General features: G+C 43.0%; 15 protein-coding genes. 11 read left to right on the top strand and 4 right to left on the bottom strand.

Annotated elements, in window-relative coordinates; genetic code table 11:
- Positions 1 to 2 precede the first annotated feature (2 nt).
- The 3 genes from I1A42_RS20715 to I1A42_RS20705 are packed head-to-tail and all read left to right on the top strand — an operon-like array spanning position 3 to position 3,723.
- Complete coding sequence (locus I1A42_RS20715) at positions 3 to 1,085, top strand: microcin C ABC transporter permease YejB (RefSeq protein WP_161157720.1); 1,083 nt, start codon at positions 3 to 5, stop codon at positions 1,083 to 1,085.
- Positions 1,085 to 2,125, top strand: coding sequence for an ABC transporter permease (locus I1A42_RS20710; RefSeq protein WP_161157719.1), 1,041 nt, complete (start codon positions 1,085 to 1,087; stop codon positions 2,123 to 2,125). The genes I1A42_RS20715 and I1A42_RS20710 overlap by 1 nt, the downstream gene beginning before the upstream one ends.
- A 5-nt stretch (positions 2,126 to 2,130) precedes the next feature.
- Positions 2,131 to 3,723, top strand: a complete 1,593-nt coding sequence (locus tag I1A42_RS20705; protein ID WP_196124776.1) for an ABC transporter ATP-binding protein — start codon at positions 2,131 to 2,133, stop codon at positions 3,721 to 3,723.
- 44 nt (positions 3,724 to 3,767) lie between these two features.
- Here I1A42_RS20705 and I1A42_RS20700 read toward each other — a convergent pair whose 3' ends face one another.
- Positions 3,768 to 5,006, bottom strand: coding sequence for an MFS transporter (locus I1A42_RS20700; RefSeq protein ID WP_196124775.1), 1,239 nt, complete (start codon positions 5,004 to 5,006; stop codon positions 3,768 to 3,770).
- A 397-nt stretch (positions 5,007 to 5,403) separates the two neighbouring features.
- Between I1A42_RS20700 and thrS the strand changes: the two genes are divergently transcribed.
- From thrS to I1A42_RS20670, 6 genes are all read left to right on the top strand, one after another.
- On the top strand, positions 5,404 to 7,332 hold the full coding sequence (gene thrS / locus I1A42_RS20695; protein WP_196124773.1) for a threonine--tRNA ligase: 1,929 nt from the start codon (positions 5,404 to 5,406) through the stop codon (positions 7,330 to 7,332).
- 27 nt (positions 7,333 to 7,359) lie between these two features.
- Positions 7,360 to 7,887 carry a translation initiation factor IF-3 gene (gene infC, locus I1A42_RS20690; RefSeq protein ID WP_202436523.1) on the top strand — a complete coding sequence of 176 codons (528 nt, stop codon included), beginning with the start codon at positions 7,360 to 7,362 and terminating at the stop codon, positions 7,885 to 7,887.
- A gap of 105 nt (positions 7,888 to 7,992) precedes the next feature.
- On the top strand, positions 7,993 to 8,187 hold the full coding sequence (rpmI, locus tag I1A42_RS20685; protein WP_161157715.1) for a 50S ribosomal protein L35: 195 nt from the start codon (positions 7,993 to 7,995) through the stop codon (positions 8,185 to 8,187).
- Positions 8,188 to 8,228: 41 nt separating this feature from the next.
- Positions 8,229 to 8,582: a 50S ribosomal protein L20 gene (gene rplT / locus I1A42_RS20680; RefSeq protein WP_073605034.1), complete on the top strand. Its 354-nt coding sequence runs from the start codon at positions 8,229 to 8,231 to the stop codon at positions 8,580 to 8,582.
- Positions 8,583 to 9,183: 601 nt separating this feature from the next.
- Positions 9,184 to 11,391, top strand: coding sequence for a family 43 glycosylhydrolase (locus I1A42_RS20675; RefSeq protein ID WP_196124770.1), 2,208 nt, complete (start codon positions 9,184 to 9,186; stop codon positions 11,389 to 11,391).
- A gap of 426 nt (positions 11,392 to 11,817) precedes the next feature.
- Complete coding sequence (locus tag I1A42_RS20670; RefSeq protein WP_196124768.1) at positions 11,818 to 13,278, top strand: UbiD family decarboxylase; 1,461 nt, start codon at positions 11,818 to 11,820, stop codon at positions 13,276 to 13,278.
- 83 nt (positions 13,279 to 13,361) lie between these two features.
- Here I1A42_RS20670 and I1A42_RS20665 read toward each other — a convergent pair whose 3' ends face one another.
- Together I1A42_RS20665 and I1A42_RS20660 are read right to left on the bottom strand one after the other, a co-directional pair.
- A complete protein-coding gene (locus I1A42_RS20665) occupies positions 13,362 to 13,949 on the bottom strand; it encodes a protein kinase family protein (RefSeq protein ID WP_196124766.1) in 588 nt (195 codons plus the stop codon).
- A 516-nt stretch (positions 13,950 to 14,465) separates the two neighbouring features.
- Complete coding sequence (locus tag I1A42_RS20660) at positions 14,466 to 15,503, bottom strand: outer membrane beta-barrel protein (RefSeq protein ID WP_196124764.1); 1,038 nt, start codon at positions 15,501 to 15,503, stop codon at positions 14,466 to 14,468.
- Between the two features lie 584 nt (positions 15,504 to 16,087).
- On the opposite strand from I1A42_RS20660, the gene I1A42_RS20655 reads away from it, so the two are divergent.
- Positions 16,088 to 17,962: a hypothetical protein gene (locus tag I1A42_RS20655; protein ID WP_196124762.1), complete on the top strand. Its 1,875-nt coding sequence runs from the start codon at positions 16,088 to 16,090 to the stop codon at positions 17,960 to 17,962.
- Positions 17,963 to 18,111: 149 nt separating this feature from the next.
- Positions 18,112 to 19,677 carry a methyl-accepting chemotaxis protein gene (locus I1A42_RS20650; RefSeq protein WP_161154169.1) on the top strand — a complete coding sequence of 522 codons (1,566 nt, stop codon included), beginning with the start codon at positions 18,112 to 18,114 and terminating at the stop codon, positions 19,675 to 19,677.
- An 82-nt stretch (positions 19,678 to 19,759) separates the two neighbouring features.
- Here I1A42_RS20650 and I1A42_RS20645 read toward each other — a convergent pair whose 3' ends face one another.
- Positions 19,760 to 21,178: an alanine/glycine:cation symporter family protein gene (locus I1A42_RS20645; protein WP_161154170.1), complete on the bottom strand. Its 1,419-nt coding sequence runs from the start codon at positions 21,176 to 21,178 to the stop codon at positions 19,760 to 19,762.
- Positions 21,179 to 21,214: the final 36 nt, after the last annotated feature.

Here is a 21,214-nt window from a genome sequence, read left to right as displayed (position 1 = left end):
CTATGGCAGCATATTTACTTCGGCGACTATTACTGGTGATTCCAACGTTATGGGCGATTATCACCCTTAATTTTTTTATTATTCAGGTCGCGCCAGGTGGGCCAGTAGAACAAGCCATCGCGCAACTTGAAGGGCAAAAATCCGGTTTAATGGACCGTTTTACGGGGAGTGGTCAGGATATCGCTCCGAGTAAAGATAGTCATCATGCTGGTTACAAAGGGTCGCGCGGGCTAGATCCTGAAGTGGTGGAGCAAATTAAGCAACAATTTGGTTTTGATAAGCCGCTTTGGCAGCGCTATACCGAGATGCTTAAAAACTACGTCACATTCCATTTTGGTGACAGTTTATTTCGAGGCGGTAATGTCATCGATTTAATTAAAGAGCGATTACCTGTATCGATTTCTCTTGGCCTATGGAGCACACTTATTATCTATTTGGTATCAATACCACTAGGTATCACTAAAGCGATACGGCACGGCTCTCGCTTTGATGTGTGGTCCAGTGCTTTAGTCATTGTTGGTTACGCAATTCCCGGCTTCTTGTTTGCAATTATTCTGATCATTTTATTTGCGAGCGGTAACTACTTTAACTGGTTTCCGCTGCGTGGTTTGGTCTCCGATAACTTTGCACAATTAACTTGGTATCAGCAAATTGGTGATTATTTTTGGCATATGACACTGCCTATTCTGGCGATGGTTGTGGGTGGCTTTGCGACTCTAAGTATGCTGACAAAAAACTCGTTTCTTGATGAAATTAATAAGCAGTATGTCGTCACCGCTCGAGCGAAAGGCCTCGATGAAGGGGCGATTCTTTACAAACACGTTTTTCGTAATGCAATGTTGATCATTATTGCCGGGTTTCCTTCAGCGTTTATCAGCATTTTTTTTACCGGTTCGATGTTAATTGAAGTGATGTTTTCGCTTGATGGGATCGGTTTATTAGGTTTCGAAGCCACCATTCAGCGTGACTATCCGGTCGTGTTTAGTTCTTTGTATATCATGACGTTACTTGGGCTTATTTTAAGTATTATTTCGGATCTTACCTATATGTGGGTTGATCCGCGCATTGATTTTGAGGCTCGCTAATGACCTTATTCAAACGAACTCGACCTAACCCACTGAATGTCGCTCGCTGGCAACGTTTTAGAGCAAATCGGCGCGGATATTGGTCGCTATGGATATTTATGGTTCTGTTTGGAATCAGTTTATTGGCTGATGTGATTGCCAATGACAAGCCTCTGTTGGTGTCTTATGAACACCATTGGTATTTTCCCATTGTTAAAATGTATCCAGAAACGACGTTTGGTGGGGAATTTTTGACAGAAACAGATTACACCGATCCCTACATGAAAAAGCGGATAAACGAGCAAGGTTTTATGCTTTGGCCTCCCATCCATTTTAGTTACGACACAATCAATTATGATTTGGTAAGCAACGTACCATCAGCACCAGATGAAACGAATTGGCTTGGAACCGATGATAAAGGAAGAGACGTTTTGGCGCGTATCATTTATGGATTTCGTATTTCGGTGTTGTTTGGTTTTGTGTTGACCATCGTCTCCTCATTCATTGGTGTTTTTGTGGGGGCGACTCAGGGCTATTACGGAGGCTGGGTGGATTTGCTTGGCCAACGGTTTATTGAAGTGTGGTCTGGGATGCCAACGCTATTTTTATTAATTATTTTATCCAGTTTTGTCGAACCCAATTTCTGGTGGTTACTGGGTATTATGGTTCTGTTTAGTTGGATGAGTTTAGTGGGGGTGGTTCGAGCTGAATTTTTACGTGGTCGTAATTTTGATTACGTAAAGGCGGCGCAAGCGATGGGCGTAAGTGATACGCGTATCATGTTACGTCATATGTTACCCAATGCGATGGTTGCATCTTTGACGATGATGCCATTCATTCTATCTGGCTCAGTGACGACATTAACCTCGTTGGACTTTTTAGGCTTCGGTTTACCGGTTGGCTCCCCATCGCTTGGTGAATTATTGGCGCAAGGTAAAGCGAACTTACAGGCACCTTGGCTCGGCATTTCTGCATTCGTCGTTTTATCTTTGATGCTCACGTTGTTGGTGTTTGTCGGCGAAGCAGTAAGAGATGCGTTTGACCCACACATGCAAAGGTGATAGATATGAGCGATACATTGTTAACTATCGATAAACTTTCGGTTGGGTTTAAACGCTCTAAAAGCATAGAAACGGTCACCTATAACGTTTCGTTAGAGATAAAGCGCGGTGAGACTCTTGCTTTAGTCGGAGAGAGTGGATCGGGCAAATCCGTTACAGCGAATGCCATCTTAAAATTACTGCCGAAAGGCGCTGCATATTATCAAACTGGGGCAATCCATTTTGATGGTTTAAACACGTTGACCTGTTCTGAGCGTCAGTTAAGAGGGATTCGCGGCGGCCGAATAGGCATGATTTTTCAAGAGCCGATGGTTTCGCTTAACCCACTACATAAAATTGGTAAGCAGCTGGTGGAGACCGTCGCGGTGCATCGCGGTATACGCCAAACTAAAGCCGAATCGTTAGCGATAGAGTGGCTCACTAAAGTTGGCATTCATCAGCCCGAACAAAAGATAAACGCTTATCCTCATGAACTATCCGGTGGTGAACGCCAGCGAGTAATGATTGCTATGGCTTTGATTAATGAGCCAGAACTGCTCATAGCCGATGAACCAACAACGGCTTTAGACGTGTCGGTTCAAGCGCAAATCTTAGATTTGCTGAAGTCTCTTCAACGTGAACTGGGCATGGCGATGCTATTTATTACCCATGATTTAAGCATTGTGCGGCGTATTGCCGACCGTGTTGCTGTAATGCAGCATGGGCATTTAATCGAGGTGAATGACTGTCGGACTATCTTTGCCCAGCCGAGCCACGCTTATACACAAATGTTGATTAATTCTGATCCCAGTGGATTCCCCGTTGCAGTGAATGCGCAAACTCCGGTGCTGGTTAAAACCGACAAACTGCGGGTTTGGTTTCCGATTAAAGGTGGTTTGTTTAAAAGAACAGTTGACCATGTTAAGGCGGTGACTGATATGGCTTTTTCATTGCAGCAAGGACACACCATAGGTCTTGTTGGAGAAAGCGGTTCAGGTAAATCTACAACGGGTATGGCGGTGCTGCAATTGGTGCACTCTCAAGGCTCAATTCAATATCAAGCCAATGAATTACAGGGATTAAATCGCAAGCAAATGTTGCCCTATCGCAGTAAAATGCAAGTGGTGTTCCAAGACCCGTTTTCAGCGCTAAATCCAAGGATGTCGGTTGCACAAGTGATTGGCGAAGGATTAACGGTTCACACAAATTTTGATTCTACTGAGATTGAACACGCGGTGTGTGAAGTGATGCGGGAAGTGGGGTTAGATCCTAGCTCTCGTCACCGTTATCCGAATGAGTTTTCTGGTGGTCAGCGACAAAGAATTGCGATTGCTCGCGCGTTGGTACTCAAACCTGAATTTATCTTACTCGATGAACCGACATCATCCTTGGATCGAACGGTTCAATCCCAAGTATTAGAGTTACTCAAATCATTACAGAGTAAATATGGCTTAACTTACTTGTTTATTAGCCATGATTTAAGTGTTGTGCGCTCGCTCTGTCATTATACGCTGGTCATGCGTCATGGTAGGGTGATTGAGGAAGGGGAAACGCAGCAGTTGTTCACTTATCCTGTGCAAGAATATACCCAGGAGTTGGTCTCTCTTTCTGCGTTGTGACTTAGAAAGGGAGACCAGGCTACGCTGTGACTGCCGCAGGTCAGTTAAGAATCTGAATTAACGAGTTTCTCTCGTTTACGCAGTGTGGGGAACCACATCATCCACAACCCAACAACAACTAATGTGCCAATCCCACCGATTAATGCCGCATTCACTGCACCAAATGCGGCCGCTACGATGCCAGATTCGAATTCTCCGAGCTGATTCGATGTATTGATAAAAATCGAATTGACAGCACCGACGCGACCTCTCATTTCGTCAGGGGTTTCTAACTGAACGAGGGTACTGCGAATCACCATGCTGATCATGTCTAAAGCTCCTAGCGCGAATAACGCGCCAAGTGATAGCCATAGGTTGCTGGAAAGTGCAAAAATAATCGTTGCGACGCCAAACCCAGCAACAGAGCCAAACATCACTAAGCCGACTTTGCGTTGCATGGTGTATTTAGCGAGGAAAAATGACATGAGCAGCGCCCCGACAGCAGGTGCCGCTCGTAATAAACCTAACCCCCATGCGCCTGTATGAAGAATGTCTTTGGCAAAGATAGGAAGAAGTGCGGTTGCACCTCCCAGTAATACGGCAAACAAATCTAGAGACAATACGCCAAGTAAGGTTTTCTGTTGGCGAATAAAAACCACACCTGAAAATAGTCGCTTTAGGTCCATTGGAACGCGCTTAGGTGGCTGATATTGATAGTGTAACCTCGCCATCAAAATGACCGAAGTGAGTGTCATTAACGCCACAATTGCGTATACATAACTTGGACCTAATATGTACAAAAAACCGCCTAAAGCAGGGCCAATAATACTCGCTGCTTGGCCTCCTGAGCCATTGATAGCCAGTGCGCGCGGTAAAATTCGTTCAGGGACCAGTGCTGGTACGATGGCTCGTGCCGATGGGTTTTCAAACGTCCGAAATACGCTGATGATGCCGATAAAGCATAAAATAGCGGCTTCATTCAGCAGGTGAGCAAATCCCATGACGGCGAGCCCGACAAGGGCTAACCATTCAAAAATTTGGCAGACAACCACTACCTTACGACGGTGAAATTGATCAGCAATATGCCCAGCAGGTAATGCCAGCAATACCGCTGGAATAAATTGGATTAAGCCGATTAACCCCAAATTGAGCGCAGAGTCTGTTAAGTCGTAAATTTGCCAGCCCACCGCGACAGAGACCATTTGAAAAGCAAAACCACTGGCTAATCGGGCAAACCAAAAATGGAAAAAAGCCGGGTAGTGACGCAGTAAATCGCCAGTTTGTGGCGAAGGTGATGATGTCATTAGTAAACTCTCGTGAAACGGCTAGTCAGCGCGTTATTGATATGAAACCTTTAGGGGCATATAAGGTTGTATTAAATCATGGCAATAATGATGAAAGGATCGTAACCAGATTTACGTGCCTAAACAAGCCTATTTGTCATGGCTATCACCCGCATAAATAGGTTGAAAAATATAATAAATTGCCTGCAATCGATGTCATTTGAGATAGATGGAATAAAAGCGGTTGTCATTTCCAACTATTCATTTAGAATGCGATGACATGCTCAGGCAGGTGCATCCGTATTTGTGCCTAAACGAGTATACAAATCAATGTTACGCGTGCTTTACCATTTATTCTAAAGCACTACATTCACTGACAAGTGTTGCTTGGTGTGCAACACCACTGTAAGGATTAAACATGCCTATTATTACACTTCCTGACGGCAGTCAGCGTCAATTTGACAACCCAGTATCTACTCTTGAAGTCGCACAATCTATCGGTCCTGGTCTTGCAAAAGCAACCATCGCTGGTCGTGTAGATGGTAAACGTGTTGATGCTTGTGATCTTATCGAAAACGATGCAAGTCTAGAAATTATCACCACGAAAGACGACGTAGACGGTCTTGAAATCGTTCGCCACTCTTGTGCTCACCTGCTAGGTCATGCATTAAAGCAGCTTTACCCTGAAGCGAAAATGGCGATCGGTCCAACGATTGACAATGGTTTTTACTACGATATCGATTTAGAGCATTCTCTATCTCAAGATGATCTCGATAAAATCGAAGCTCGCATGAAAGAGCTAGCAAAGACCAAATACGAAGTTGTTAAGAAAACCGTAAGCTGGCAGGAAGCTCGTGATACATTTGAATCTCGTGGTGAACCATACAAAATGGAAATCCTTGATGAAAATGTAGCTCGCGATGATCACCCTGGTCTTTACCATCATTTAGAATACGTTGACATGTGTCGTGGTCCACACGTACCGCACATGGGCTTTTGTCAGAACTTTAAACTGTTGAACATTGCTGGTGCATACTGGCGCGGTAACAGTGACAATAAAATGCTACAACGTATCTACGGGACAGCGTTTCACGATAAGAAAGCGCTTAAAGCGCACCTTACTCGCTTGGAAGAAGCAGCGAAACGTGACCATCGTAAGATCGGTAAACAATTAGATTTGTTCCACATGCAGCAAGAAGCCCCTGGCATGGTGTTCTGGCACCACAATGGTTGGTCAATCTTCCGCAATCTAGAGCAATTTGTTCGTACTAAATTAACAGAGTACAACTATGAAGAAGTAAAAGGTCCAATGATGATGGACCGTGTACTTTGGGAACGCTCTGGTCACTGGGACAAATATGCAGATGCGATGTTTACAACATCCTCTGAAAACCGCGAATACGCAATCAAACCAATGAACTGTCCGGGTCACGTGCAGATTTTTAACCAAGGTTTAAAATCTTACCGTGATTTACCATTACGCATGGCGGAGTTCGGCTCATGTCACCGTAATGAACCATCAGGTTCTTTGCATGGTATTATGCGTGTACGTGGCTTTACACAAGATGACGCACACGTCTTCTGTACTGAAGATCAAATTCAAGAAGAAGTGTCATCTTGTATCAAAATGGTATACGATACATATCAAACATTTGGATTTAACAACATCGCGGTTAAATTATCGACTCGTCCTGAAAAACGTGTTGGTAGCGATGAGATTTGGGACAAATCAGAAGCGGACCTTAAAGTCGCTCTTGAATCGATGGATATTCCATACGAGATTCAAGAGGGTGAAGGTGCATTCTATGGCCCTAAAATTGAATTCACACTGTACGACTGTTTAGACCGTGCATGGCAATGTGGTACTGTTCAATTAGATTTCAACCTTCCAGGTCGTCTTGGTGCGACTTACGTTGGTGAAAACAATGAACGCTTAGTACCTGTTATGATTCACCGTGCTGTTCTGGGTTCTATTGAACGCTTTATTGGTATTCTTATTGAAGAATACGCAGGCTTCTTCCCAACTTGGTTGGCGCCAGAACAAGCTGTTGTAGTGAATATCACGGACAAACAAGCTGATTATGCTCATGAAGTAGCGAAAAAACTGCAAAAATGTGGAATTCGTGCAAAAGCAGACTTGAGAAATGAGAAAATAGGCTTTAAAATTCGCGAACACACTTTGATGCGTGTTCCGTACATGCTTGTATGCGGTGACCAAGAGATGGAAGCCGGTGAAGTAGCAGTGCGTACTCGTAAAGGTAAAGATCTCGGTAAATTTAAGTTGGATGATTTCATTGACCATATCCAAGCTGAGATTGATAGCCGTAAGCTTAATCTGGAGGAATAAACTATTAAAGGCGGAAGACGTGGCCAAATGCCGGCCAAACAAAACCAGCATCGTTTAAACGGTGAAATTCGTGGCGTTCGTGAAGTTCGTTTAACTGGCGTTGACGGCGAATCTGTAGGTGTAGTATCGATTCAAGAAGCAATAGCTACAGCTGAGGAAGCTGGTTTGGATCTCGTAGAGATCAGCCCTAACGCCGAGCCACCAGTCTGTCGTGTAATGGACTATGGCAAGTTCCTCTTTGAGAAGAGCAAGGCTACAAAAGAGCAGAAGAAAAAGCAAAAACAGATCCAGATTAAGGAAGTTAAATTCCGTCCTGGGACTGATATCGGAGACTATCAGGTAAAACTACGCAACCTGACGCGTTTCCTTGAAGACGGCAACAAAGTGAAAGTAACCATTCGCTTCCGTGGCCGTGAAATGGCTCACCAAAACATCGGTGTTGACGTTTTGAATCGTTTGAAAGAAGACACTGCAGAACTTGCTGTAGTTGAATCCTTCCCATCTCGAATCGAAGGTCGCCAGATGATCATGGTGTTGGCCCCTAAGAAGAAGTAATTAACGGCTTTTGCAAGTAATTGAAATCGACCGTTTTATGGCGGTCGATTTTTAATTCGCCCTGATTACATGTTATTAACTGCAACAATGCGGAGTTTATTCATCATGCCTAAGATGAAAAGCAACAAAGGCGCTGCTAAGCGTTTCAAAAAAACTGCTGGCGGTATTAAATACAAGCACGCGACAAGAAGCCACATCTTGACTAAGCGTACTACTAAGAACAAGCGTCAACTACGTCCAAACTCACTTCTTCCTAAATGTGAAGTAGCGGGTGTGATTCGTTGTCTACCATACGCTTAATCTTTTTAGTTTTTAAATTCGTTTAGTTTAGGAGAAGCATAATGCCTCGCGTAAAACGTGGTGTACAAGCTCGTGCACGTCATAAGAAAGTTCTGAAACAAGCTAAAGGTTACTACGGTGCACGTTCACGTGTATATCGTGTAGCTTTCCAAGCTGTTACTAAAGCTGGTCAATACGCTTACCGTGACCGTCGCAACAAGAAACGTCAATTCCGTCAACTTTGGATTGCACGTATCAACGCGGCATCTCGTCAGAACGGTCTTTCTTACAGCCGTTTCATCAACGGTCTGAAAAAAGCATCTATCGAAATCGATCGTAAGATTCTTGCAGACATCGCTGTATTCGACAAAGCTGCATTTACAGTTTTAGTTGAAAAAGCAAAAGCTGCTCTTTAATTAGTAGCTCTAGCAAAAGTTTAAAGTAAAGGAGAGCCTAGGCTCTCCTTTTTTCGTTTTAATGATTTATACCCAAATGACCTCAATCAAGATGCAGGATTCAGAGCTTCATCAACGAGCCTAGGTCAAGCTCAATCACGGCAGGAATGGTCATTCCCTTTCAACGTGATTGAGCGCAGAAATAGGCTTGTTGATGAGCTCCCGAAGGGCGAGTTTTATTCGCTCCTAGGCGGTGTTACTGATTTTCAACGTAGAATGACTATGTCCTCAAATCAGTGCCTTGCCTAAGAGCGAATATATTCTCGCTGAAACAGCATCTTGAGGTTACTTGGGTATAAACCTTCCATCATTCTCTTCCTATAACACTACTCGCTTAATTCCTTTGTTTTCTGTCGATAAAAGTTGATTTACTGCTCAAATAAATAAATGAAATCACGTTTTATTTTTAAATTGAGTGGAGATCACAATGGCCTGTTAGGCGTTTTAAATGTGACTAATTTATAGTCTAAATATAAACAACAAAATGCATATATTTGTTGATATAAATGGCTCAATTAGTGCCATTAAACATTTAATACATAACGTGTAACGGAGAGTACCAATGAAAAAACAGAAACGGTTATGCCAAAGTTGGTGGAGCCGATGGTTAGCAATGATAGCTTTCTATATGTTGGCTATGGGGAGTGGTTTTGCTAGTTCAACTTTTACGAATCCCATCTATGAAAATGGCGCAGATCCATGGCTGATGTATTATCACGGTAACTACTATTCGGCTACGACAACGTGGAGTTCTCAGTTAGAAATGAGAAAATCACCGACATTGGCGGGATTAGATGATGCAACGCCTGTGAATGTCTGGTCGGAAACCGATTCTTCACGCTGTTGCAATTTTTGGGCATTTGAATTCCACCGCCTCAATGGTCCAGACGGATGGCGCTGGTATATGCTTTATACTTCTGGCGAGAGTGGAACTTATGATTATCAGCATATTTCTGTACTGGAAAGTCAGGGGGATGATCCAATGGGGCCTTATGAATACAAAGGTTCACCTTTGGAAGACAGCTACAACATCGATGGTAGTTATATTACGATTAAAGGCCAGCTCTATTTGATGTATTCACAGTGGAGTGGTGCCTATCAGCAACTTTATATCGTAAAAATGTCTGACCCATGGACGACATCCGGCGATCCTAGTCTGTTAAGCACTCCTTCATTAGATTGGGAACAGGTGGGCATGAACGTTAACGAAGGCCCTGAGCCTTTAATACATGATGGTCATGTCTACGTTGTCTATTCTGCTAGTTACTGTGACACTTCAAGTTATAAACTGGGACTATTGGAACTCACCGGAGACGATCCGCTAACCACGGATGACTGGACGAAATCTGATGATCCCGTATTTGAATCGGCCAACGGTGTCTATGCGCCTGGACATAACGGCTTTTTCACATCACCGGATGGCACTGAAGATTGGATTGTTTATCACGCAAATGCGAGTTCAAGTTATGGCTGTGGTACCACTCGCTCACTAAGAGCTCAGTCTTATACTTGGAACTCAGATGGCACTCCTAATTTTGGTGAACCCGTTGCTACAGGAGAATCTATTGCTGTTCCTTCAGGTGAAGATGGCCCGATCCAAGTGAAACCTGAAGCTCCAATGTTAACCTTGAGCCACTATACAGTGAGTGATGACGGTGATTATACGTTGGACAGTTCTACTGAAGTGATTGTCGACCAGATTGCGGACGGGGTTGTTCGCTTAGCTGATGATGATGGCAACTTCCTTACGGGCTACCAGTGTAGTAGTACTCAGGAATTTTCTGCATGGGAAAATGAAGACTGTCAGAAATGGACATTCGATGTAGGTTCTGATGGGTTACTCACCTTAGCGAACTCAACAAGCAACGAATCTTATGATGTTTGTACCGATGATGATTGTAGTGATGAGTGGACATTATCGGCATCCGGTAGTGTAGCAATTGTCAGTGCTCAGAGTGGTCGAGTTTTAACATCGACAGGTTCATCTGCAGAGCAAGACGAATGGAGCGATGATGACACTCAAATTTGGCAAATCACAGCTCAATCGAATGGTACTGTGACATTAATGCCTGAGAGTGACACATCCACTTGTTTAAGTGTAAGTGGCAGCAGCACAAGCTTCGCAAGTTGTTCAAGTACCAAAGCTCAATGGTATTTACAGCCAAGAGATGAAGGTGGCTATCGATTTGTTTCAGCGTATAACAGTAAATTGCTCGATCTCACTGATTGTGGGTTAGGTGATGGTACTGCAATTGGCGTGTATTCCGATCTAGATAATATCTGTCAGCGTTTTTACTTACGAGACGTTGAAACATCCACTGTCACAAATACGACAGTCAGTGGCACTTATCGCATTACGCCTGTTGTATCAAGCAAAGCTATCGATATTACAAATTGTGCGACGAGTGACGGTACCAATGTCGAGCAGTGGAGCTGGTTAGATAATGATTGCCAAAAATTTGCTATCTCTAGTGTCGATGAAATTTGGCATCGTATTTCCCCATTAAATGCACCGACCAAAGCGCTGACAGTGCAAAATGGCTATCGAACAAGTAATACAACCATAGAGTTAGATACTTATGATGAAGGTTGGGATCAACAGTTTCGGATTCAATCTGCTGGATCAGGTAAATGGCGTCTCATCAATCGCAATAGCGAGCTATGCCTAAATGTTGTTGATTCTTCTACTGACGATGGCGCAGATATTGTCCAGTATAAATGTACAGCTGGTTCAACTAACCAAATGTTTAATTTAGTTAGTCAAAACTAAAGAGTCATATAAAATGAATGGACACTGACAACGGTGTCCATTTTTTTTATCTTTAAATACTTTTAATTATTTGATGTTTTAGTTCTAGTTATATAAACAATTATAGTTATACGAGATTATTTTTATTATTAATGTTTATGATTTAAATTTGATTAAAGGTGAAATGTTATATTTTTCGAGATAAAAATTTGTTATTTTATCGAGGTAATGTAATAGATATTTATAATTAATATTCTAAATTATTCACATCTATAATTTACGTGGTGTTTTTCTCTAATTGCTGGATATATCTAACTTTTTTATGATATCTTTAGTGCCGATATGATAAGTAATTAAACTAAATATATGTAATAGAGCACCGGCAAGATAACATATTACCGATGCCCATACTTTAAAGTAATAAACGATGTAAGTATAAGGGGTATTATGAAAAGAATTAAAAACCTGCGCGATTATATTTCCCAATTAAATGAACTTGGCGATATTGTCGAAATTTCGCGGGAAGTAGATGCGTATCTGGAAATGGCGGCTATTACACGTCGTAGTTATGATCTTTGTTCGCCAGCCCCAATTTTCAATAATATTAAGGGGAAGTTGCCTGGCTTAAGAGCTATGGGGGCTCCTGCATCACTGAGTTCTTTACCAGAGTATCCTGCCGCTCGTGTTGCTCTGTCTGTTGGTCTAGATCACACCGCGAGTTGGAGTGACATCGTTAAGAGTCTTGCCCAGTCTAAACATAATGAACCAGTGAAACCGATAATTTTAGATACAGCACCATGTAAAGAAAATATTCTCCATGGGGATGATGCCAATTTGGATAAATTCCCAATTCCATTTCTACATCAAGAAGATGGTGGCGAATATTCTAATACTTGGGGCACAATTGTTGCGCGTACCCCAGATGGTAAATGGACCAACTGGTCGATTGCTCGTATCCAAAAATTGGACGGCAAACACATGACCGGACTGATTCTGATGCCACAGCATATTGCGATGGTGTGGAACGAATGGCGCAAAATTGGTAAGCCAATGCCTTACGCTTTGGTTCAAGGGTGTGAGCCTGCTTTACCAATTGTCTCTTCTATGCCACTTGGTGATTGGGTTGATGAATCCGATTACCTTGGCGGCCACTTTGGTGAAGCCATTGAAACGGTTCGTTGTGAAACCATTGATCTAGAAGTGCCAGCCAGCTCTGAGTTGGTGATTGAAGGCCACATTTCTATTGAAGAGAGAGCCGAAGAGGGGCCATTTGGTGAATATGCTGGCTATGCAGTTAAAGGCACCAGCATGCAACCTATTTACACGGTAGAGTGTATTACTTACCGCGATGATGCCATTTGGCCATTCATTCCAGAAGGCCGTCCAGTAGACGAGTTTCATACTGCGGTAGGTGTGGCTATGAGCGCTGAAATCCTAGATAGCTTAAATCAATCAGGTTTACCTGTCACAATGGCATGGTCTCCATTAGAAACTGCTGTGCACTGGTTATTGGTAACGGTTGATGAAGATTGGCGCGAAAAACTGCCAGATGTTAGCAGTGAAGAATTGACCAAACGCATTGGTGAAAAAATTTGGGATACTAAATACGGTCCAAACTGTCCAATGATCTACGTTCTAGATAACGATATTGACCCAACAGATTACAAAGATGTGTTGTGGGCATTAGCCACTCGTGTTCACCCAACGCGTCATCGTGTGGAAAGTTTTGGTGAAATTCTACCATTACTGAACTGTTACGATCCTGAAGAGTGTCATGACCACAACGCAACTCGCGTTGCTCATGACTGTCTACAACCGGCTGCTGGCGAAGGCCGTTTAAATCACAGTTCGTTCGCTGGCGCATACCCAGAAGAGCTGCAACAAAAAGTGATCGATAACTGGGAGTAAGCGTTTTAATCATCACTAATATTATGAGAATAAAAAAGCGGCGTTACCGCCGCTTTTGATTAGTTTACATTCGAGCTACCCTGTTAAAGGGAGTGTATAAAACGGACTAGGGAGCGTGAATGTGCCCCGAATCTCACCAGTTTTTCCTGTTTACGCGTTAACATCTGCGGTTGATATTCTGCAATCAATCGCGCTAAATGGTAATAAGAAACCCAGCAAGCTACGATCCAATCTGGACGCCAAGACCACTTTCTTAAAGTGACGCGTTCAAAATCGACCAAGCCCAGTTGTCCCTCTTTATCAACCACAATATCGCGTATTGGCATTGAATGGCGAGCGACGCCGGCGGCTAAAGTATCTTTTACAATTTTTGCCAACGCTTGAATGTTTGCAGGGGTTAATGTTTCTGCAGACACTCCAGGTAAACGTGACATTTTTAGGGTGAACTGAGCGTCATCAGCGCCATACAACTCTGGTGTGCCATTGACACCCTTAAGTCGTGTTAGCGACTCTTTTTCCAGTTTGTAACGACGAGCTGAGCTCGATTTATGGGGCTTAAAAAGCTTTGTTACTGTTGTTTTACCGACGTTTAAAAGCATTTTGTTAGTTTCATATACCCCATCAATCACCCTTTTATTGATAGGGGAGCGTTTTATATTTTTTATAGTCATGATTGACCCTTTCACAAAACTCCTAAAAGCCTAGGAGAATGAACCAGTGATAAATACCAATTGAATCAATTGATAAAAGGGCTGATGTCATTATGACATTTTGGGAGCGTTAGAAGTGGACACCAGCAGAATAGACAACATTACACAGCTAAGTGACGAATTGATTGAGCGATAATTGGGAGGCTCAAGCAATCTTTTATTATGTGCTCTCACAAAATGTAACGATATGTTACAACTTTTTTTACTAAAAATACAATTAAGGTCTAGGAGTTTTTAATTTGGCGTACAAAAGTAGCTATATTGCTCCCAAAGAGACGATAAGTTGCCAATTTAATTGTCAGTAAATGTCAATGTGAAAGGTGTGGTTTTGTGATTTATTGGTGTGGTGCTTGGATCTGGCAGGATAAAAAGTCGGTTGCGTTTTATATAACCTAGAGAAAAGTACACCGCTCTAGTAATAATAAAAAGCCCCAATCAAGGGGCCTTAGTTTCACAATATCACACAACAGTAGTCGATTATGATTGTGTTGCTGGTGTCTGTTTCACTTTGTAATCGAATGAAGGAATATCAACTTCCACACGACGGTTTTGTTTACGGCCAGCTAAGGTAGCGTTGGATGCAATTGGATTACTTTCGCCTTTACCTTTGACTGTCAATTTATCTGCCTGAACGCCTCCTTCAATTAAGAAGTTAGCAACTGCTTGAGCGCGTTTTTCAGACAATTGCTGGTTGTATTTTTCTGAACCCGTTGAATCGGTATAACCCGTTATGGTTGCTTCTGCATTTGGATATTGACGTAACGTCTCTAACAGTGGTGTGAATGCTTCTTTGCCTTTTTCTGTCAGTTCAGCACTTTCAAGAGCGAATAGGCTTTGGTCGCTTTCGGTGCCATGTTGTTTGATTACCCAGCGCGGTTTTGGCGCAGGCTGAGGTGCTGGCTCAGCTTTAGCAATCGGCTCAGGTTTAGGTTGTGGAGCTGGTTGCGGAGCGGGTGCTGGTTCTGATTGACCAAATTTATAGCTGAGGCCTACGCTGACTAAGTTCGTGTCCATATCGTGAAATACGTCGTCAGACATGTCCTGGTAGCGTTGGTAAGAAACACGCGCATCCCATTGCTTAGTCAGATGATATTCAGCACCTACCGCCGCTGTTGGTACGGTGTCATTATCATCTCCAAATTGCATGTATGCCGCACCTACTTTGGCAAAAACATCCACTTTAGGATTAATGTTATAGGTAAATTTAGGCGCTAAAGAGATAGCAGATAAATTGTGATTGCTACGGCTTAATGATCCATTATCCATGTAATTGACGTCATGGTTGCCGAGCCAATCAGCGCCAAGTTCTACCCCGAACCAATCGTTGGCTTGATAGCCTAAAAATAGGCCAGCTGCACCATCATCATCGTCACAGCCACTAGGTTGATAGCAAGCATCATCAAGGAATGAATATCCCGCACGGCCACCGACGTACACATCTGCAAATGCGCTTTGAGTCATCAGTGCACTGCCCACTAGACCAGCGATAAGCGTAAGGGTGATATTTTTTTTCATCTGAATACCTTTCTCTTGTTAATAAGCACATGTTGAGTGATTTGTGCTGTGTCCATTACTCACCGAATACACGGTATTTAGAACGGTGTTTTTTATGTTTCGTATTTAGTATTGGTTGAAGTTCATGAAGAAATGTCATTTCTATGCAATGATTTGCTGAGGATTCTAAGAGTTCTGTTAGAGATTTTTAGGGGGTAATTTAACCAATAGTGACTTAATAGTGGCACTGCATTTTATGATGAGTATTGATGTAATAAGGGCTCTTACCATACGCTAACCGAAATAATTACCGTATGCGCTAAGTTATTGAGTGAACGCTAAGTTATGGCCGCGTGATGATAACGTCGACGAGATGAGAGAGGAAATAGTGAATAACCTGACGCTGATTGGTGTAAATACATTTTCATTCTTATGGTCAGAGAAACGTTGGTAACCTCATTTTTGGGCTCAACGTCTCACCATTGATGGTGTTCAACTCTATCAATCTGTTGTGTTCCAGCCCAAAATTCACAGGTAACAAATTCAACAGTCAGATTGATACGTTGTCTGCGATAGGCAACGCGTTAGGTGTATAAGGGTTAATAATGGCATTTGATTATGGATCGATAGATCTTGGAATAAAAAATCCTTTTAAAACAGAAGGTCTCATCAATACAATCGGTGGTGCAGTCGGGGCTTGCGTGGGCATCTATATGCTGATTGATGCCGCATCCTCAGTTAAAACAGAAGTCTTCGCAGGCTGGATATTAGCATTGTTCGGTTTAGGCGTTCTGACCAGTGGTATTATCACTTTAGCGAAAGGCATTATCGCCATGTTACGCTACTTTGTTGGACGTAATCACCCAACATCGTTGGCTCGGAACTTAAGTGATTCACAGTCGCAAACAGCGCAACAAGAATCAGCGTATGTTGCGTATAGCAATGCAGAATTACCCGAGATGCTGATGGGGCGGAAAAACATTACGTTCACCGAGCCTCAAGGCATTGTCGCCCGACTGTTACATAGCTTTTTTCCCCGTTTAACTTATATGCCGTATATGGTGCGGAATCTTGCCCAATACCTTTTTGCCGCTTGGGTAAAAACCGCGCTTATTTTTATTGTGTATGCGTTGGTCGCTTTTGTGACATTGGCTGGGTTTGCTGGTGAAGTCGGTGCTTATATTTTCCCTGTTTATTCAATAGTGGTGGTGGTTCACTTATTGGTAACTTGGTATCAAGCTAGTCGCTACATTGGAGTGCAGCGCAATGTGGAAAAAACCGCAGAGACATTAGCGGTCAAAGATATCGCTAAAACAATTGCTGGGGCAATTTTAATTCCAACCGTGATTGGCTTTGGTCTGCAAATGACATTTGACATGCTGGATATATCACTTCATCAAGTGCAGCAATTTATCAGTGAGTGGCCCAGTATTCACCCTTATTGGTTTATGATCAGCATCGTAATTGCTGGGGCAATAGTAAGTGGGGTAGGTGCGGTATTGTTGAAAGCTCGGTTAAGCTATGGCGAGCCCGTTGTTGAAGTGTCAGAGTTACGAGAAAACTGGCAGGAATCGGTACATCCCAACGAAGTATTTATCAACCTTGATAATTTGGTCATGGCCAATCGCCGTTATAAAGAAGTGCCTAACCGTGTATATCAAATGTTGGAACCTAATTTAAATGAGCAAGTTGATGGCAAAGGATCATTTCGTGGCGAGATGACACAAGAGGTTCAACCTCAGATTAAAGAAATGGATCTTGGACACGGGTTTAATTTAATGCGATTAAACGCAGTCATTGTTGGGCGTGTACTGTTTGTTATCGGTGCTCTACTTAGCTTATGGTTAGCCAATAGTGTGGTGAATGCCTACTTAGATGCGAAATCTCTGGGGAGTGGACATTCATTAATGCAAACCTTCACCTTACTAGGTCAACATCATGCTGCAATTATTATTGACGTATTATTGGCAGCGCTATTGGTGAGAACTTTTGGGTTGATACTATCAAAAACAGGGCATCTGTTTTACGCAGAAATGTTGTTTGAAAGTAACCTCATTTATATCAAAGTAGAGGGGACGTTCACCGAGTCTAAAATTTCGACAGGGGCTGGAATCAATGATTCAACCCGCTCTGAAAATGTATTAGTTCGTTCTAGCATTACTCCATGGGTGATTGTTTCAAAGGTTATTTCGAGTACTTTTGCCTCAACTGGAATGAAAAATCTGGAATATCCGCGCTATATTCTTGAGATGCATAAAAATGAGCCAGAGCTAAACGGTATCAAGCAAGATATGGTGAGTTTTTTGAAAGATCGCGAATCTATCGCTTCAATAACCAGTGAACGTGATTTACGTAATGCGTCACAAATTCATGATATCAACCAGCAATCTCGATCGACTCATGATGGAGCTCAACAAAGTTTAGATAATGCTGCAGGGTACATTAGACAGCAAGATAATCCTGACCAAGAAAACTTATAAACGCCCACATTAACGCAATCCGCCTTCGGGCGGATTGTTGGTTTGAGTTAGCAATTTCTTGAACCAACTCGCGGTGTGCTAAATCGCGGTCATGATTATGAACTATGCTTTAGTTACTATGATGTTTGGGTTATGGGTTAGCTAGGCATATGTCACGCAGAAATCAGACTTATACCAATGAAGAAGTACCAATAGAAGATCACGAACAACTGGTATCTACTACCGATTTACGAGGTGTCATTACCTATTGTAATGATACCTTTTGCCGTGTAGCTGGTTACACAAGAGAAGAGTTGCTTAATCATAACCATAATATTGTTCGTCATAAAGATATGCCTAAAGCAGCGTTTGCGGATATGTGGGCGCATCTAAAAAAAGGGCATCCGTGGCGAGGAATTGTAAAAAATCGCACCAAAAATGGTGGTTTTTACTGGGTTGATGCCTATGTCACACCGATTTATGAGCATAGTGAAATCTGTGGTTATCAATCGGTGCGAGTGAAAGCACAGCGTAGTTGGGTAAATAAGGCAACGAAAGCGTATCGAGATTTATGTGCTATCGAAGAAGGGAAGTACCATTTCTCAATGCGTTTGAATGCGGCAGTTCGGTATGCGCTGTTACTCACTGCGCTCATTGTTCCACTCGTCGCTAATTTAATATTAGGCACTGACACGATTCACTGGATTTTGAGTTTACTTCCTATTGCATCCATTGCGCTGTTTTTTCGCCATGAGTTGGTGGATACGCCAAAGCAGCTACTACGTTTACGTGGTCAATACGATAGTATCAGCCGCTTAATTTATTCTGGCGATGATCCTTTTTCTTACGCGGATTACCATTTAAAAATGGCGTCTGCAAAAATTCGCACTGTGCTTGGGCGTTTTGTGGATTCAGCCAAGCCACTCTATTCGTTATCAGAAGATTTAAATAATACCGCGAAGGAAGTGAATGCAGCCTTAAAACAGCAGACCAATGATATTCAGAGAGTCACAGCTGCAATTAGCGATGTTGAAGCGGCCGCGGATACGGTTTCTCACTCTACGGATGATGCTTACACCCTGATTGAAGAGGTTAATCGGGAGTGCCAACATACGCAAACGAGTATCGAGAAAACGCATCACAATCTCGAAAGTCTTGCTGCCCAAGCGGGTAAAGCGACACAAACAACAGAAAAGCTCAATGGGCAAGCTCACGAGGTAAGCACGTTAATGAGTGAAATTGGTGGTATTGCCGAGCAGACCAATTTACTCGCGTTAAATGCCGCCATTGAAGCCGCAAGGGCAGGTGAGCAAGGACGAGGTTTCGCTGTCGTTGCCGATGAAGTGCGAGCCTTATCAAGTCGCACTCAAAAGGCAACTCAACAAATTGAGCACAGTATTACCGTTATGCTGAAAACGATTGATGATTGGCGCGAAGATATTGTTGCCAGCCGGGATCAAACGGAAGCTTGCAGTGCTGATGCATTAGAAAGTGAGCAGCGCCTTAAACAAGTGTCAAAGCTCCTCGTTAATTTGCATGACAAGATTGAAAGCATGGCGAATTCTGCTCAATCCCAACATACGTTGACCAGTGAACTTAAACAGCATATCCATTCTATCGCTGCGACGGCAGAGCAAAATCTGGTGGCAACGTCGTCGGTGCATGAATCCAGTCAGGTGATGCGGGGTAAGGTTGATGAGTTTCGTAAACTTGCCGAGCGGTTTGAAGAGAAGTAATGCATGAATGGGTATATATAAAAAGCCAGTCTTCACAGACTGGCTTTACTTGTTCTTGCTAGGTTAAAAGGGGCGCAGAATATTACTGCTTAACCCAAGCTTCTCGGTCAATATCAAGATCTTTAAAGTCGTCTGGGTTAAAGACAGGCTCTTCAATTCCTTGTTTTAACTGTTTACGATAATCTTGTAGCAGACGCATTGCTGTTGGGAACAACATGATCAGTGCAAGCAAGTTAATGATCGCCAATACACCCATCAATGGATCTGAGAAGAAGAATACATCGGTCGCTGAAGGTGCAACTGCGCCAATAAACACGAGTGCAACCACTGCCCAACGAAGCACGTGAACAGGCAATTTCTTCTGAGTCATTGATGTTAATGCGTTTTCACCTAAGTAATAGTTGTAAACTACTGAGCTGAAAGAAAACAGCAAGATAGCAAACGTCAGGTAATACTGTGTCCAACCACCTAAGTGCGACACGAGTGATTGCTGAGTTAATACAACGCCGTCAATCCCTTGTGCACCCGGTACATATACATCACCAAGTAAGATGATGAATGCGGTACACGAACATACCACCATAGTATCAATGAATACAGAAAGTGATTGTGCAATACCTTGGCTCACTGGGTGAGGTACATCGGCTGTTGCTGCAACGTTAGGTGCTGAGCCAAGACCTGCCTCATTTGAGAACAGACCACGACGTAGACCTTGTGCAATCGCTGCACCCATACCACCACTTACTGCTGTTTTAATGCCAAATGCATTTTCAAAAATTTCAGTAAGAACATGTGGAATATGCGTAATATTCATAAGAATAGTGATAATAGCGATAGCAACATACGCGACAGCCATGATCGGTACGATCACATCAGCCGTTTTGGCGATACGCTTGATGCCACCATAAATGATAAAGGCGACAACGATGGCTAGGAAAATACCAGTATAGATGCGATCAATGCCTAAACTGTCTTGAGCGGCACCAGCAACGGTATTACCTTGGAACGCGTTAAAGCCAAGAGCAAAAGATGCGATAAGACATACAGAGTATGCGGTTGCTAACCAACGGTAGTTTTTACCTAAACCGTGAACAATGGCACGCGATGCGCCACCACGGAACTCGTTACCGTCTTTGCGTTTATATAATTGCGCTAGGGTACATTCAACCAAACTGGTTGCCATACCGACCAAAGCAATCGCCCACATCCAGAATACGGCACCAGGGCCACCTAGAGTGATTGCGACTGCAACACCAGCGATGTTACCACCACCAACACGACCGCCAATTGAAAGCAACAGTGCTTCACGGCCAGAAATGGTGTCTTTATTGCCTGTCTGAGCGGGTTTTTTCAAAACGCTGAACATGCGTTTAAAAAAGCGGAATTGGACAAAGTCCGTCACGATAGTGAAGAACACGCCAAAAATTACTAGGAACGGGATCAGTGACGTGCCCCAGGTAAGGTCACCAATTAACCCAAAAAAGGATTGTAAAAATTCCATCTGCTCTCCTTGAAGTCGTTTTACATCCTGTTTGCG

Origin of the sequence: Vibrio nitrifigilis (assembly GCF_015686695.1) — a bacterium.
Classification (GTDB): domain Bacteria; phylum Pseudomonadota; class Gammaproteobacteria; order Enterobacterales; family Vibrionaceae; genus Vibrio; species Vibrio nitrifigilis.
The sequence above is the reverse complement of the archived record's forward strand: the minus strand, read 5'-3'. Positions and strand labels throughout refer to the sequence as shown.